The 14,165-nt window shown below is 65.6% G+C and carries 8 protein-coding genes; 2 read left to right on the top strand and 6 right to left on the bottom strand.

Annotation, left to right across the window (positions count from 1 at the left end):
- Window positions 1-74: 74 nt before the first annotated feature.
- Together RTW82_RS15115 and RTW82_RS15110 are read right to left on the bottom strand one after the other, a co-directional pair.
- A complete protein-coding gene (locus tag RTW82_RS15115; RefSeq protein WP_316925583.1) occupies window positions 75-1,823 on the bottom strand; it encodes a potassium/proton antiporter in 1,749 nt (582 codons plus the stop codon).
- 307 nt (window positions 1,824-2,130) lie between these two features.
- Entirely contained in the window at window positions 2,131-3,933 is a 1,803-nt protein-coding gene (locus tag RTW82_RS15110; RefSeq protein WP_316925582.1) for an acyl-CoA dehydrogenase, read from the bottom strand.
- Between the two features lie 139 nt (window positions 3,934-4,072).
- On the opposite strand from RTW82_RS15110, the gene RTW82_RS15105 reads away from it, so the two are divergent.
- Window positions 4,073-4,912 (top strand): 23S rRNA (adenine(2030)-N(6))-methyltransferase RlmJ, encoded by an 840-nt coding sequence (locus tag RTW82_RS15105; RefSeq protein WP_043242257.1) that lies wholly within the window; start codon window positions 4,073-4,075, stop codon window positions 4,910-4,912.
- A 129-nt stretch (window positions 4,913-5,041) separates the two neighbouring features.
- On the opposite strand, the gene msrA is transcribed toward RTW82_RS15105, so the two are convergent.
- Window positions 5,042-5,689: a peptide-methionine (S)-S-oxide reductase MsrA gene (gene msrA, locus RTW82_RS15100; protein ID WP_021219818.1), complete on the bottom strand. Its 648-nt coding sequence runs from the start codon at window positions 5,687-5,689 to the stop codon at window positions 5,042-5,044.
- A gap of 91 nt (window positions 5,690-5,780) precedes the next feature.
- Window positions 5,781-8,477, bottom strand: a complete 2,697-nt coding sequence (locus RTW82_RS15095) for a putative bifunctional diguanylate cyclase/phosphodiesterase (RefSeq protein WP_316925581.1) — start codon at window positions 8,475-8,477, stop codon at window positions 5,781-5,783.
- Between the two features lie 78 nt (window positions 8,478-8,555).
- Between RTW82_RS15095 and RTW82_RS15090 the strand changes: the two genes are divergently transcribed.
- Entirely contained in the window at window positions 8,556-9,086 is a 531-nt protein-coding gene (locus RTW82_RS15090) for a hypothetical protein (protein WP_316925580.1), read from the top strand.
- A gap of 207 nt (window positions 9,087-9,293) precedes the next feature.
- Here RTW82_RS15090 and aceF read toward each other — a convergent pair whose 3' ends face one another.
- Both aceF and aceE read right to left on the bottom strand, forming a co-directional pair.
- Window positions 9,294-11,276, bottom strand: coding sequence for a dihydrolipoyllysine-residue acetyltransferase (gene aceF, locus RTW82_RS15085; protein ID WP_316925579.1), 1,983 nt, complete (start codon window positions 11,274-11,276; stop codon window positions 9,294-9,296).
- A gap of 11 nt (window positions 11,277-11,287) precedes the next feature.
- The gene (gene aceE / locus RTW82_RS15080) at window positions 11,288-13,933 is read right to left on the bottom strand and encodes a pyruvate dehydrogenase (acetyl-transferring), homodimeric type (RefSeq protein WP_316925578.1); all 2,646 of its coding nucleotides are present in this window, start codon (window positions 13,931-13,933) and stop codon (window positions 11,288-11,290) included.
- Window positions 13,934-14,165: the final 232 nt, after the last annotated feature.

Genomic DNA, 14,165 nt, shown 5'->3' with positions numbered 1-14,165 from the left:
CTGGGGGCGGCTCTGGAAAAAGTGCGGTTAATGATATGCCAGGCGCGGCGCCCGTGGTGGGGCGTGCCGCGCCTTCAGAGGAACAGTCCGGGGCCTGGGCGCCCGTGACCTTCGGGGAATTTGACGCCCACCTTGCGCACCTTGTTCCCTTCCATCAGGGCGACGGTCCAGGTCAGGCCGTTCCATTCCACCTGGTCGCCGACGATGGGTTCGCCGCCGATCTCGTGGGAGATGAAGCGCCCCAGGGGCTGGGTGCCGTCGATGTTCTCCAGCTTGAGGCCGTAGAGCGAGGCGACGGCGGAGAGCTGGGCATCGCCTTCGAGGACGAAGTCGCCGAAGAAGCGCAGGTCGAGGCCGCGCTGGGGCGCCTGGCTGAACAGTTTGCCGAGGGCGGAGAGGTCGTGCTCGTGGCCGACCACGCAGAGGATGTCGCCCGCCTCCAGCACGGTACTGCCCGAAGGGTGGAGCAGTTCGGTGCCCCGGAACAGCGCGGCGATGCGGGTGCCTTCGGGCATCTTCAGTTCGCGCAGGGCGGCGCCGATGCACCACTTCTCCGCGCCCAGGCGGTAGACGAACAGCTCCCACTCGCTGGTGGGGTGGATCTCCAGCCCGGCGCGGGAGATGGGCGCCGGCTCCGGCGGTACCGTCACCCGCAGCAGCCTGGCCGCGAGCGGCAGGCTGGCGCCCTGCAGCAGCAGGGAGACGAGGACGATGAAGAACGCCAGGTTGAAGTACAGCTGCGAGTGGGGCAGGCCGGCCATCATCGGGAACACCGCGAGGATGATGGGCACCGCGCCGCGCAGGCCGACCCAGGCGATGAAGGCCTTTTCGCGGTCATGGAAGGCGCGGAAGGGGATCAGCCCGATCATCACCGACAGCGGGCGGGCGAAGAGGATCATCCACAGCGCCAGGCCCAGGGCGGGCAGGGCGATGGGCAGCAGGTCGTGGGGCGTGACGAGCAGACCCAGCACCAGGAACATGCCGATCTGCGCCAGCCAGGCCATGCCGTCGAGCATGTGCAGGATGCTGTGGCGCGAGCGGATCGGGCGGTTGCCCAGCACCAGGCCGCAGAGGTAGGCGGCGAGGATGCCGCTGCCGTGCAGGAAGTTGGTCAGGGCGAACACCAGCAGGCCGCCGCTCACCACCAGCAGCGGGTAGAGGCCGTTGGGCAGGTTGATGCGGTTGATCAGTTGCAGCAGCAGCCAGCCGCCGCCGAGGCCGAGCAGGGCGCCGATGCCGAACTCGCTGACCAGGTGGCCGAGGAAGGACAGGCTGATTTCGCTCTGCCCCTTGGCCAGCATGTCGATCAGGGTGACGGTGAGGAACACCGCCATCGGGTCGTTGCTGCCGGACTCGATCTCCAGGGTGGCGGTGACCCGTTCGTTGAGGCCCTTGCCGCCGAGCAGGGAGAACACCGCCGCGGCGTCGGTGGAGCCGACGATGGCGCCGATCAGCAGGCCCTGCATGATGTCGAGGTTGAACAGCCAGGCCGCGGCCATGCCGGTCAGCCCGGTGGTGATCAAGACGCCGACCGTGGCCAGCGACAGCGCCGGCCACAAGGCCACGCGGAAGCTGGAGACCCGTGTGCGCAGGCCGCCGTCGAGGAGGATGATGGCCAGCGCCAGGTTGCCCACCAGGTAGGCCAGCGGGTAGTTGCTGAAGCCGATGCCGCCCGGGCCATCGATGCCGGCGACCATGCCCACGGCCAGGATGATGACCAGGATGGGGATGCCCAGGCGCGAGGAAACCGAGCTCACCAGAATGCTTGCGCCGACCAGCAACGCGCCGATCAGGAACAGGCTATTGATGGTGGCTGCATCCACGTATTGAAGCTCCTGGCAATGATGTCGGGGGTGACGCTGGAGGGATGCATGCAGCGTGCATGCCAGCTGGATTCTAACCTGCTACCCGCAACGCGCCGCAAGCGCTGATCGGCATAAATCCACAGGTTTTTTGAACAGGGCCGAAGCCTGTGTTCACGGATTCGACCAGGTGGTCAGGATATTGTCCGAGGTCGATTTGACGATCCGGGGAATGCCGGTGCCGAGCCGGTCATCGGTGGGCTGGCCGATTCGCAGGCAAAAAAAGCCCCGCATGTGCGCGGGGCAGGGAAACCCTGAAAAGTTGAAATCAGAACCAGGCGTCGCGCATTTCCAGGCAGGTGTCGTCGCGGGCTTCGAGAATGGCCAGGGCGTGGTGCACACCCGGCACTTCCCAGGTGAGGAAGTAGCGCGCGGCCTGCAGCTTGCCCTTGTAGAAGTCGGCGTCGGCGGCGTTGCCACGGGCCAGGCCTTCTTCGGCGCGGATCGCCTGTTCCAGCCAGCGCCAGCCGATGACCGCGTGGCCGAAGGCGTTGAGGTACAGCGCGGAGTTGGCCAGGGCCTGGTTGACCTTGCCTTGCATCAGGTCGCCGAGCAGGGCCAGGGTCACGGCGGAGAGGCGCGACACCAGTTGCTCCAGCGGCTGGCGCAGGGCGTCGAGGGAACCGTGGGCGCTGGCGCGCTGGCAGGTGTCGTTGATCAGGCGGGTCAGCTGCTTGAGGCCGGCACCGTTGTTCTGCGCCACCTTGCGGCCCAGCAGGTCCAGGGACTGGATGCCGTGGGTGCCTTCATGGATGGGGTTGAGGCGGTTGTCGCGGTAGTACTGCTCCACCGGGTATTCGCGGGTGTAGCCGTGGCCGCCGAGGATCTGCACCGCCAGTTCGTTGGCCTTGAGGCAGAACTCCGAGGGCCAGGATTTGACGATGGGGGTGAGCAGGTCGAGCAGCTCGTGGGCCTGCTTGCGCTCCTCCTCGGTGGCGAGGGTCTGGGTGTCGTCGAACAGGCGGGCCGAGTACAGGCCGAGGTCGAAGGCGCCTTCCACATAGGCCTTCTGGGTCAGCAGCATGCGGCGCACGTCGGCGTGCTCGATGATCGCCACCTGGGCGCTGGTCGGGTCCTTGCCGTCGGGCAGGCGGCCCTGGGGGCGCTCGCGGGCGTATTCCAGGGAGTAGAGGTAACCGGCGTAGCCGAGCATCACCGCGCCCATGCCGACGCCGATGCGCGCCTCGTTCATCATCTGGAACATGTAGGACAGACCGGCGTGGGGCTTGCCCACCAGGTAGCCGACGCAGTCGCCGTTGTCGCCGAAGTTCAAGGCGGTGGAGGTGGTACCGCGGTAGCCCATTTTGTGGAACAGGCCGGCGAGGATCACGTCGTTGCGCTTGCCGAGGGAGCCGTCGTCGTTGACCAGGAACTTGGGCACGATGAACAGCGAGATGCCTTTGACCCCGGCGGGGGCGTCCGGCAGCTTGGCCAGCACCATGTGCACGATGTTGTCCGACAGCGGGTGGTCGCCGCCGGAGATGAAGATCTTGTTGCCCTTGATGCGGTAGGTGCCGTCACCGGCCGGTTCGGCGCGGGTGCGGATGTCCGACAGCGAGGAGCCGGCGTGGGGCTCGGTGAGCGCCATGGTGCCGAAGAACTTGCCGTCGATCATCGGCTGCAGGAAGCGCTGCTTCTGTTCGTCGCTGCCGAAGCTCTCGATCAGGTTGGCCGCGCCCATGGTCAGGAAGGGGTAGGCGGAGCTGCCGACGTTGGCCGACTGGAAGTGGGCGAAGCAGGCCTGGGACAGCAGCGTGGGCAGTTGCATGCCGCCCTGCTCGAAACTGCGGGTGGCGTTGAGGAAGCCGGCTTCGAGGAAGGCGTCGACGGCGGGCTTCACTTCCGGGATCAGCGTGGCGGCGCCGTTGTGGTACTCCGGCTCGTTCTCGTCGCCCTTGCGGTTGTGCGGGGCGAAGTATTTCTCGGCGATGCTGCGGGCGGTGCCGATGGCGGCGTCGAAGGTTTCGCGGTTGTGATCGGCGAAGCGCTCGCGCTGGGTCAGGGCTTCGGCGTCCAGCACTTCGTAGAGTTCGAAGGCCAGGTTGCGGGAACTGAGCAGGGTCTCGGACATGTCGGATCTCCGGTTGGATGGCCGGAGTCTAGATCGGTGAATGAAGGTCGCCTAGCAACATCCATAAGGGTGATAAAGCGGCAAAACCCGGCCAGCGTCGCGGCTGGTAAACTGCGCGCCTCGCGAGGATTCCCACACCATGAACTACCGTCACGCCTTCCATGCCGGCAACCACGCCGATGTGCTCAAACACCTGACCCTGGCCCGCCTGATCGCCCTGCTGTCACGCAAGGAGGCGCCCTTCGCCTACCTCGACAGCCACGCCGGTGTCGGCCTCTACGACCTGGCCGGCGACCAGGCCAACCGCACCGGGGAATGGGAGGAGGGCATCGGTCGGCTCTGGGGCCAGCCCGACCTGCCGGAACTGATGGTGGACTACCTCGGCGTGCTCCACGCCCTGAACCCCGATGGCGCGCTGCGCCACTACCCCGGTTCGCCGGAGCTGGCACGCCAGCTGACCCGCCCGCAGGACCGCCTGCACCTGAACGAAAAGCACCCGGAAGACGGCCAGGCGCTGAAGGAGAACATGGCCGGCGACCGCCGCGTTGCCGTGCACCTGGGCGAAGGCTGGCACCTGCCCCGCGCCCTGCTGCCCACCGCTGAGAAGCGCGCGCTGATGCTGATCGACCCGCCCTTCGAAAAAGCCGACGAGCTGGAGCGTTGCGTCACTGCGCTGAAGGAGGCCATCGGCCGCATGCGCCAGACAGTCGTGGCGATCTGGTACCCGATCAAGGACCAGCGCCAGCTCAAGCGCTTCTACCAGGGCCTGGAAGCCTCCGGGGCGCCCAAGCTGCTGCGCGTGGAACTGATGGTGCACCCGGCGGACAACGCCCTCGGCCTCAACGGCTCGGGCCTGGCCATCGCCAACCCGCCATGGGGACTGGAAGAGGAACTGCGCCAACTGCTGCCCTGGCTGAGCGAAAAGCTTGCGCAGAGTCAGGGTGGCTGGCGGTTGGATTGGATTATTGCGGACAGTTGATAGCTTGAAGCTTGAAGCTTGAAGCTTGAAGCCAGAAGCCAGAAGCCAGAAGCCAGAAGCCAGAAGCCGGAAGCCGGAAGCCTCAGGCCGGTGCTCCTTCTTCCAGCTTCAAGCTTCCCGCTTCAAGCTCTAAACCGGCATACAAACCCCCGTCCCCCCCAACCCGCAATAACCCCCCGGATTCTTCGCCAGGTACTGCTGGTGATACGCCTCGGCGTAATAGAAGGTCGGGGCTTCGTCGATTTCGGTGGTGATGGCGCCGAAGCCTGAGTTGCTCAGTTCGGCCTGGAAGCGGGCTTCGCTGGCCTTGGCGGCTTCCAGCTGGGCGGCGTCGCTGCAGTAGATGGCCGAGCGGTACTGGGTGCCGATGTCGTTGCCCTGGCGCATGCCCTGGGTCGGGTTGTGGGCTTCCCAGAATACCGAGAGCAGCTTCTCGTAGCTGATCACCTGCGGGTCGAACACCACCAGCACCACTTCGGTATGGCCGGTGAGGCCGGAGCAGACTTCGTCGTAGGTCGGGTTCGGGGTGTGGCCGCCGGCGTAGCCGACCGCGGTGGACCAGACGCCTTCCTGTTGCCAGAAGCGGCGCTCGGCGCCCCAGAAACAGCCGAGACCGAACACCGCCTGTTGCAGGTGGGCGGGGAAGGGGGCTTGCAGCGGGCGGCCGTTGACGAAGTGGGCGTCGGGCACCGGCATCGGCGATTCACGGCCGGGCAGCGCCTGTGCCGCCGTGGGCAGCTCGATTTTGTGAGCGAGGATCTGCGAGCGCAGGACCATGGCGTTCTCCTGATTGGGTGGCTGGTCGATAGACCTGCGGGAATGGCCGATGTTACCGCAGGCTCAGGGCTCAGGGCTCAGGGCTCAGGGCTCAGGGCTGCGGGCGGCAGGGGTAGCGGCGCAGGCTTTCCAGCAGCAGGTGCCCGGGAATGGGCTGGTCGAACAGGTAGCCCTGGCCGACGTCGCAGCGCTGGCGGCGGAGGAAGGCCAGCTGGGAGGCGCTCTCGATGCCTTCGGCGACGACCTTGAGCTTGAGGTTGTGGGCCATGGCGATCACCGCGGAGGTGATTTCCATGTCGTCCTGGTTGTCGGGAATGTCCTTGATGAAGCTGCGGTCGATCTTGATGACGTCGATCGGGAACTTCTTCAGGTAGCTGAGGGACGAGTAGCCGGTGCCGAAGTCGTCCATGGCCAGGGTCAGGCCTAGGGTCTTGAGACGGTTGAGCTGGTGCTTGGTGTCGTCGGTGGCTTCCAGCAGCAGGCCTTCGGTCAGTTCCAGTTCCAGCAGGCCCGGGGGCAGTTGCTCCTCGTGGAGGATGGCGGCAATGGAGCCCACCAGGTCCGGGTCGCTGAACTGCTTGGGCGAGAGGTTGATCGCCACCTGCACATCGCCCATGCCCGAGGCGCTGAGGCGCCGGCTCATGCGACAGGCTTCGCGGATCACCCATTTGCCGATGGGGATGATCATCCCGGTTTCCTCGGCGACGCTGATGAACTGGTCGGGGCGGATCATGCCGCGCTCCGGGTGCTGCCAGCGCAGCAGCGCCTCCATGCCCAGCAGTTGCCCGGACTTGAGGCACAGCTTGGGCTGGTAGAAGACTTCCAGCTCGTTCTGTGCCAGGGCGCGGCGCAGGTTGTTCTCGACGAACAGCTTGTAGCTGGCCTCGGCGTTGAGGGTTTCGGTGAACAGTTGCAGCTGGTGCTTGCCGTTGGCCTTGGCCTTGTGCAGGGCGAGGCCGGCGTGCTTCATCAGGGTCTGCGGATCACGCCCATGCTGGGGCGCGCAGGCCAGGCCCAGGGAGCCGGTGACGCTGATCAGCTGGTTGTCGACGAACAGCGGCTTGTCGAGGGTGTGGAGGATCTGCCCGGCGGTCTTCTGCCCGCTCTCCAGGTCGGCGCCATCGAGCAGCACGGCGAATTCGTTGCTGGCGAAGCGCGCGAGGATGTCGCCCTGGCCGAGGGTGTTGCGCAGCCGGCGGGCGAGGCTGACCAGCAGTTTGTCGCCGGTCTGGTGGCCGAGGCTGTCGTTGATGCGCTTGAAGTTGTCGATGTCCACCAGCAGCAGGCAGAGGGGCGACTCGTGGTCGCTCTGGAAGCGCTCTTCGAGGCTGCGGATGAAGTAGGGACGGTTGCCCAGCCCGGTGAGGTTGTCGGTGTAGGCCAGCTTTTCGATGCGCTGCTGGGCCAGCTTGTTGTGGGTGACGTCCTCGTAGATGCCGATGTAGTGCGTCAGTTCGCCGTTCTCGCCGAATACCTTGGAAATCGACAGCTGGCCCCAGTACGGCTCGAGGTTCTTGCGCCGGCTGCGGAACTCGCCCTGCCAACTGTTGCTGGTGGTGAGGCTGGAGCGGGCGTCGAACAGCAGGTCGCTGAGGTTTTCCAGGGCCGGCAGCTCGGAGAGGCGGCGACCGTGGACTTCGTCGGAGCTGTACTGGGTGATGGCGGTGAAGCTGGGGTTGACGTATTCCACCAGGCCGTCGCGGTCCACCAGCAGGAAGGCGCTGGCGCTCTGTTCGACGGCGCGCTGGAACAGGTGCAGGGCGTTGGTGGCGTCGAGGCGTTGCTGGTTGACCAGAACCTGGGCGAACTGGTCGGCCAGCTCGCCGGCGAAGGCGATTTCATCGGTCTGCCAGACGCGCTGGCCGCCGGTGTGTTCCAGGCACAGCACGCCGACCACCTCGCCACCGATGCGCACGCTGGCATCGAGCAGGGCGACCACACCCTGGGGCTTGAGGTAGTCGTCCACCAGCTCGATGGTGCGCGGGTCGCGCTGGGCGTTGTGGGCGTCGATGGCGCGGCCGCTGTGCAGGGCTTCGAGGTACTGCGGGTAGCGGCTGACGTCGATGGCGCCCGGGTGTTCGTGGTGGTCCTGGTCGCGCCGGTAGAGGGTGATGGCGCGCAGCAGGTCGCCATCGAACATCCACAGGGAGGCGCGGGAGACCTCGTAGGCCTCGCAGGCGGCCTGGGTGATCAGCTTGGCCGCTTCCAGGGCCGGGTCGCCGGGGCTGTAGCGGTGGCGGGCCAGGCGCACGATCAGGCTCTGCTGCGCGCGGGAGCGGATCAGGTGCTGCAGGTGGTCTTCCTGGGAGCGCTGGTAGAGATCCAGGGAGCTTTTCAGGCGCTGGTTCTGGGCTTCCAGTTCGCTGAGGCGATGGTCGTCGTCTTCACGGTCGTCGACGTCCACCGGCAGCAGGTAACCGCGCAGCAGGTTGCGGCCGTGCTGCTGGAAGGCTTCGCCTAGTTCGAGGATGGTGCGCACGCCGTCGGGGGTGTGCAGGCCGTACTGCACTTGGTAGCTGGCGCTGCCGGTCAGCTGACGCTGGATTTCGTCATGCAGGCGGTAGCGCGTTTCGGGGGACATCAGGCTGGCGTAGGGCGAGCCGACCAGGGCACAAAGCTCGGTGGCCGGCAGGCCGATCTGGCGTTCGCAATTGGGGTCGAGGAACAGCAGCGCCCAGCTGGCCTCGTTGAGCCGCTCGAAACGCATGAGGCCAAGCCGCGAAGGGACTGGCAACTGCGTCACAACCTCGGCCACCGTACGGCTGGCGGCATCGGGATGGCTTTTCATCGGGCGGGTGGGTTCCAGTATGCTGACCGAGTCGGGCCTCGGCCCACTTCATATTATGGCGTCGGGCAAGGGTGCATCATGCGGATGGGGCTGACAAGACAACTTGGTGGGGCTTTGGTGCTATGTGGGCTGTTTTTTTTATCACCGGTCTCGGTGGCCGCTCCTGAGCCTGTTCTCAGCAGCGCCGAACAGACCCGTTACCTGACGGAAATCAAGCGTCTCTACCTGACCGACGACGAGCGCAAGGCGCTGTTTGCGCATACCAATGCGCTGCTCAGGACCTACGCCCTGAGCGCCGGCTACCAGGTGGGTTCCAGCGACCGCCGCGACCTGGAGTACCAGGTGAGCCTGGCCAAGCCGGGCGAGTTGATGCTGCGCGAAGAGGTGCGTGCCACCTCGGGCACCGGGGTTTCGGTACGCAACCGTTTGCTGCCGGTGTTCGGCGTCGATCCGAGCATCAGCTACGCGTGCCCTCGCGAAGGCCTGGCCTGTGTGCTCAACGTGCCCGGCTCCACGGAACCGATGCTGACCATCGTCCGGGATCTCGATGGCGCCGGACAACTGGCCAAGGCCTTCAGCTTCCTGATCCGCAATCTGCAGAAGGGCTGACCTGGCTGCAGCGACGAAGCCCATCGGCACCGGCTGATGGGCTGCGTGTCTTTCCTCTCTTCTGAACGCACGATACGGGCTGCCGTAGGACGACGCCTGGGCGATGGGCGTGGGTTTCCTTCAGGGGTATTTCCAGGCCAAAAAAAACCCCGCCTAAAGGGGCGGGGTCGAGGTGCGAGCGTGGCGTGCTCGCGATGAAGCAAAGGTTTACAGCAGCATGGTGCGGATATCCGCCAGCACGTCGCCCAGGCGCTTGGTGAAGCGCGCGGCGGCAGCGCCGTTGATCACGCGGTGGTCATAGGACAGCGACAGCGGCAGCATCAGGCGCGGCTGGAAGGCCTTGCCGTCCCAGACCGGCTGGATGGTGGCCTTGGATACACCGAGGATCGCCACTTCCGGCGCGTTGACGATCGGCGTGAAGCCGGTGCCGCCAATGTGGCCGAGGCTGGAGATGGTGAAGCAGGCGCCTTGCATGTCGTCCGCCGAGAGCTTCTTGGTCCGGGCTTTTTCGGCCAGGGCAGCAGCTTCGGCAGCCAGTTGCAGCAGGCTCTTCTGGTCGACGTTGCGGATCACCGGGACCAGCAGGCCGTCCGGGGTGTCCACGGCGAAGCCGATGTGCACGTACTTCTTGCGGATCAGCGCCTTGCCACTGGGGGCCAGGGAGCTGTTGAAGTCCGGCAATTCCTTGAGCAGGTAGGCGCAGGCTTTCAGCAGCAGCGGCAGCACGGTCAGCTTGACGCCGGCCTTCTCGGCCACGGCTTTCTGGGCGACGCGGAAGGCTTCCAGTTCGGTGATGTCGGAAGAGTCGAACTGGGTCACGTGCGGGACGTTGAGCCAGCTGCGGTGCAGGTTGGCGGCGCCGACCTGCATCAGGCGGGTCATCGCCACTTCTTCGATTTCACCGAACTTGCTGAAGTCCACGGTGGGGATCGGCGGAATGCCGGCACCGCCGGTGGCGCTTGCGGCAGCGGCCGGGGCCTCCTTGGACTTCTGCATCACAGCCTTGACGTAGGCTTGCACGTCTTCCTTGAGCACGCGGCCGTGCGGGCCGGTCGCGGTGACCGCGCCCAGCTCGACGCCGAATTCACGGGCCAGTTGGCGCACCGCCGGGCCGGCATGGACCTTGGCACCGTTGGAGCGGGCCGGGGCGCCGGCGCTGCCGGCGGCAGCGGCCGACAGCGAGGCGATGGCGTTGACCTCGGCGGCAACGGCCGGGCTGGCGCCTGCCGGTACGCGATGGACCGGTTGGCTGTCCTGCGCGGCAGGGGCCGGAGCGGCGGCCGGGGCGGAGCCCTGGGTGCGTAGCTTGAGGATCAGGTCGCCGGTACCGACTTCGGCGTCCAGCTTGACCACGATGCTCTCGACCACGCCAGCGGCGGGCGAGGGGATCTCCATGCTGGCCTTGTCGGATTCCAGGGTGATCAGGCTCTGGTCGGCTTCGACGCTGTCGCCGGCCTTGACCAGGATCTCGATGACCTTGGCCTTGCTGTCGGAGCCGATATCCGGGACGTGGACGTCCTGCACCGCTTCGGCAGCCGCAGCGGCCGGAGCCGTTGCGGGAGCCTGGGCCGGTGCCGGCTCGGCGGCAGGTGGTTCAGCGGCCTTGGCGGCAGCGGGTGCAGCACCCGCAACGCGCAGCTTAATGATCAGGTCGCCGGTGCCGACTTCGGCATCCAGCTTGACCTCGACGCTCTCGACCACGCCAGCGGCGGGCGAGGGGATCTCCATGCTGGCCTTGTCGGACTCCAGGGTGATCAGGCTCTGGTCGGCTTCGACGCGATCGCCGGCCTTGACCAGCACTTCGATGACCTTGGCCTTGCTGTCGGAACCGATGTCCGGGACGTGAACGTCCTGGACGCTTTCACTGGCGGGGGCCGTCGGTGCCGGTGCGGCAGCGGGCTTCTCTTCCGCCTTGGGGGCGGCAGCCGGTGCCTGGGCTGCGGGTGCCGCAGCGGCGGCGCCCTCGACGTCCAGTTCGATCAGGTCGTCGCCTTCCTTGAGGCGGTCGCCGATCTTCACCTTCAGGCTCTTCACCACGCCGGCCTTGGGCGAGGGGACTTCCATGCTGGCCTTGTCGGATTCCAGGGTGACGAGGCTCTGGTCGGCTTCGACGCGGTCGCCGACCTTGACCAGAATCTCGATCACTTCGCCTTCGCCGCCGATATCGGGTACGCGGATCAACTCACTCACAATGCGTCTCCTCAGCAGTCCAGGGGGTTGCGCTTATCGGGGTCGATGCCGAACTTGGCGATGGCCTCGGCCACCACTTTCGGTTCGATGTCGCCACGATCCGCGAGGGCTTCCAGTGCCGCCAGGACAACCCAGTAGCGGTCCACTTCGAAGAAGTGGCGCAGCTTCTTGCGGCTGTCGCTGCGGCCGAAGCCGTCGGTACCCAGGACCTTGAATTCCTTGCTCGGCACCCACTGACGAATCTGTTCGGCGAACAGCTTCATGTAGTCGGTGGAGGCCACGACCGGACCCTTGCGGCCATTCAGGCACTGCTCGACGTAGGTCGACTTGGGCTTCTGGCCCGGGTGCAGGCGGTTGTGGCGTTCGATGGCCAGGCCATCGCGGCGCAGTTCGTTGAAGCTGGTGACGCTCCAGACATCGGCGCCGACGTTGAACTCGTCGCGGAGGATCTTCGCCGCTTCGCGGACTTCGCGCAGGATGGTGCCCGAGCCCAGCAGTTGCACGTGGTGCGCGGCTTCCTTCTTGTCCTCTTCGAGCAGGTACATGCCCTTGATGATGCCTTCCTCGACACCGGCCGGCATGGCGGGCTGGGTGTAGGCCTCGTTCATCACGGTGATGTAGTAGAAGACGTCCTGCTGCTCTTCGGTCATCTGGCGCATGCCTTCGCGGATGATCACCGCGAGTTCATAGCCATAGGTGGGGTCGAAGGTGCGGCAGTTGGGGATGGTGCCGGCCAGCATGTGGCTGTGGCCGTCCTCGTGCTGCAGGCCTTCGCCGTTGAGCGTGGTGCGGCCGGCGGTGCCGCCGATCAGGAAGCCACGGGTACGGCTGTCGCCAGCGGCCCAGGCCAGGTCGCCGATACGCTGGAAGCCGAACATCGAATAGAAGATGTAGAACGGCAGCATCGGCTGGTTGTGGCTGGAGTAGGAAGTGCCGGCGGCGATGAAGGAGCTCATGGCGCCCGCTTCGTTGATGCCTTCCTCGAGGATCTGGCCCTTCTTGTCCTCGCGGTAGAACATCACCTGGTCCTTGTCGACGGGCTCGTAGAGCTGGCCGACGGAGGAGTAGATGCCCAGTTGGCGGAACATGCCTTCCATACCGAAGGTACGTGCTTCGTCCGGGATGATGGGGACGATGCGCTGGCCGATTTCCTTGTCCTTGACCAACTGCGAGAGGATCCGCACGAAGGCCATGGTGGTGGAGATTTCACGGTCGCCGGAGCCGTCGAGGATGGCCTTGAGGGTATCCAGCGGCGGGGTCGGGATGCTGAAGCTCTTGGCGCGACGCTGGGGCACGAAGCCACCCAGTGCGGCACGGCGCTCGCTCAGGTAACGGGCTTCGGCGCTGCCTTCCTCGGGTTTGAAGAAGGGCAGGTTTTCCAGCTCGTCGTCCTTCACCGGGATGTCGAAGCGGTCGCGGAACGACTTCAGGCTGTCGACATCGACCTTCTTGGTGTTGTGCGCGGTGTTCTTCGCTTCGCCGGCACCGGTGCCATAACCCTTGATGGTCTTGGCCAGGATGACGGTGGGCTGGTCCTTGTGGTTGACCGCCTGGTGGTAGGCCGCATAGACCTTGTACGGGTCGTGGCCGCCACGGTTGAGCTTCCAGATCTCGTCGTCGGAGAGGTCGGCGACCATCGCCTTGAGCTCGGGGGTGTTGAAGAAGTGCTCACGGACGAACGCGCCGTCCTTGGCCTTGTAGTTCTGGTATTCGCCGTCGATGACTTCGTCCATGCGGCGTTGCAGGATGCCGTCGACGTCCTTGGCCAGCAGCGGATCCCAGAAGCGACCCCAGATGACCTTGTTGACGTTCCACTGGGCGCCACGGAACACGCCTTCGAGTTCCTGGATGATCTTGCCGTTGCCGCGAACCGGGCCGTCGAGGCGCTGCAGGTTGCAGTTGATGACGAAGATCAGGTTGTCGAGCTTCTCGCGGCCGGCCAGGGAGATGGCGCCGAGGGATTCCGGCTCGTCGCACTCGCCGTCGCCCATGAAGCACCAGACCTTCTGCTTGCCGGCGGGGATGAAGCCGCGGCTTTCCAGGTACTTCATGAAGCGTGCCTGGTAGATCGCCTGGATCGGGCCGAGGCCCATGGATACGGTGGGGAACTGCCAGAAGTCCGGCATCAGCCAGGGGTGCGGGTAGGACGACAGGCCGTTGCCATCGACTTCCTGGCGGAAGTTGTTCATCTGGTCTTCGGTGATACGGCCTTCCATGAAGGCGCGGGCGTAGACACCGGGGGAGGCGTGGCCCTGGAAGTAGATCAGGTCGCCGCCGTGTTCGTTGGTCGGGGCCTGGAAGAAGTAGTTGAAGCCGATGTCGTAGAGGGTCGCCGAGGACGCGAAGCTGGAGATGTGACCGCCCAGGTCGGAGTCCTTCAGGTTGGTGCGCATGACCATGGCCAGCGCGTTCCAGCGTACCAGCGAGCGAATGCGGCGTTCCATGAACAGGTCGCCAGGCATGCGTGCTTCGTGGGTGACGGGGATCGTGTTGCGATAGGGCGTGGTGATGGCATAGGGAAGCTGCGAACCGCTACGGGTAGCGAGTTCACCCATACGGGTCATCAGGTAATGCGCGCGGTCTTCGCCTTCTTTGTCGAGAACCGATTCCAGGGCGTCCAGCCATTCCTGGGTTTCGACGGGATCGAGGTCTTGCATGGCTTGCTCCAGGGCGGAAAGGCTTCCAGAATCGGACGCCTATGTTCACTGCCAGCCTTTTGGGCGGGCAGAAGCTAATTCTTGGATTTACCGGGGGTCGAACCGGCCTTGTGTAGTTTTACTACATTTCGACGGCCGTTTCAGCACTCTGGACACAATCTTTCGTAGTAAAACTACAGATGGGCGGTGCAAGGCCAGCAACCACAGGCCCGGCGTACGCCGATCACAGGAT

The organism is Pseudomonas sp. zfem005 (genome assembly GCF_032621735.1).
Taxonomy (GTDB): Bacteria; Pseudomonadota; Gammaproteobacteria; order Pseudomonadales; family Pseudomonadaceae; genus Metapseudomonas; species Metapseudomonas solani.
Note: the sequence above shows the minus strand (reverse complement) of the source record. Positions and strands in the feature narration are given on the sequence as shown.

Bases quoted from the DNA above. Each gene is read 5' to 3' on its own strand.
- RTW82_RS15110 (WP_316925582.1), bottom strand. From the start codon at position 3,933: ATGTCCGAGACCCTGCTCAGTTCCCGCAACCTGGCCTTCGAACTCTAC.
- RTW82_RS15105 (WP_043242257.1), top strand. From the start codon at position 4,073: ATGAACTACCGTCACGCCTTCCATGCCGGCAACCACGCCGATGTGCTC.
- msrA (WP_021219818.1), bottom strand. From the start codon at position 5,689: ATGGTCCTGCGCTCGCAGATCCTCGCTCACAAAATCGAGCTGCCCACG.
- RTW82_RS15095 (WP_316925581.1), bottom strand. From the start codon at position 8,477: ATGAAAAGCCATCCCGATGCCGCCAGCCGTACGGTGGCCGAGGTTGTG.
- RTW82_RS15090 (WP_316925580.1), top strand. From the start codon at position 8,556: ATGCGGATGGGGCTGACAAGACAACTTGGTGGGGCTTTGGTGCTATGT.
- aceE (WP_316925578.1), bottom strand. From the start codon at position 13,933: ATGCAAGACCTCGATCCCGTCGAAACCCAGGAATGGCTGGACGCCCTG.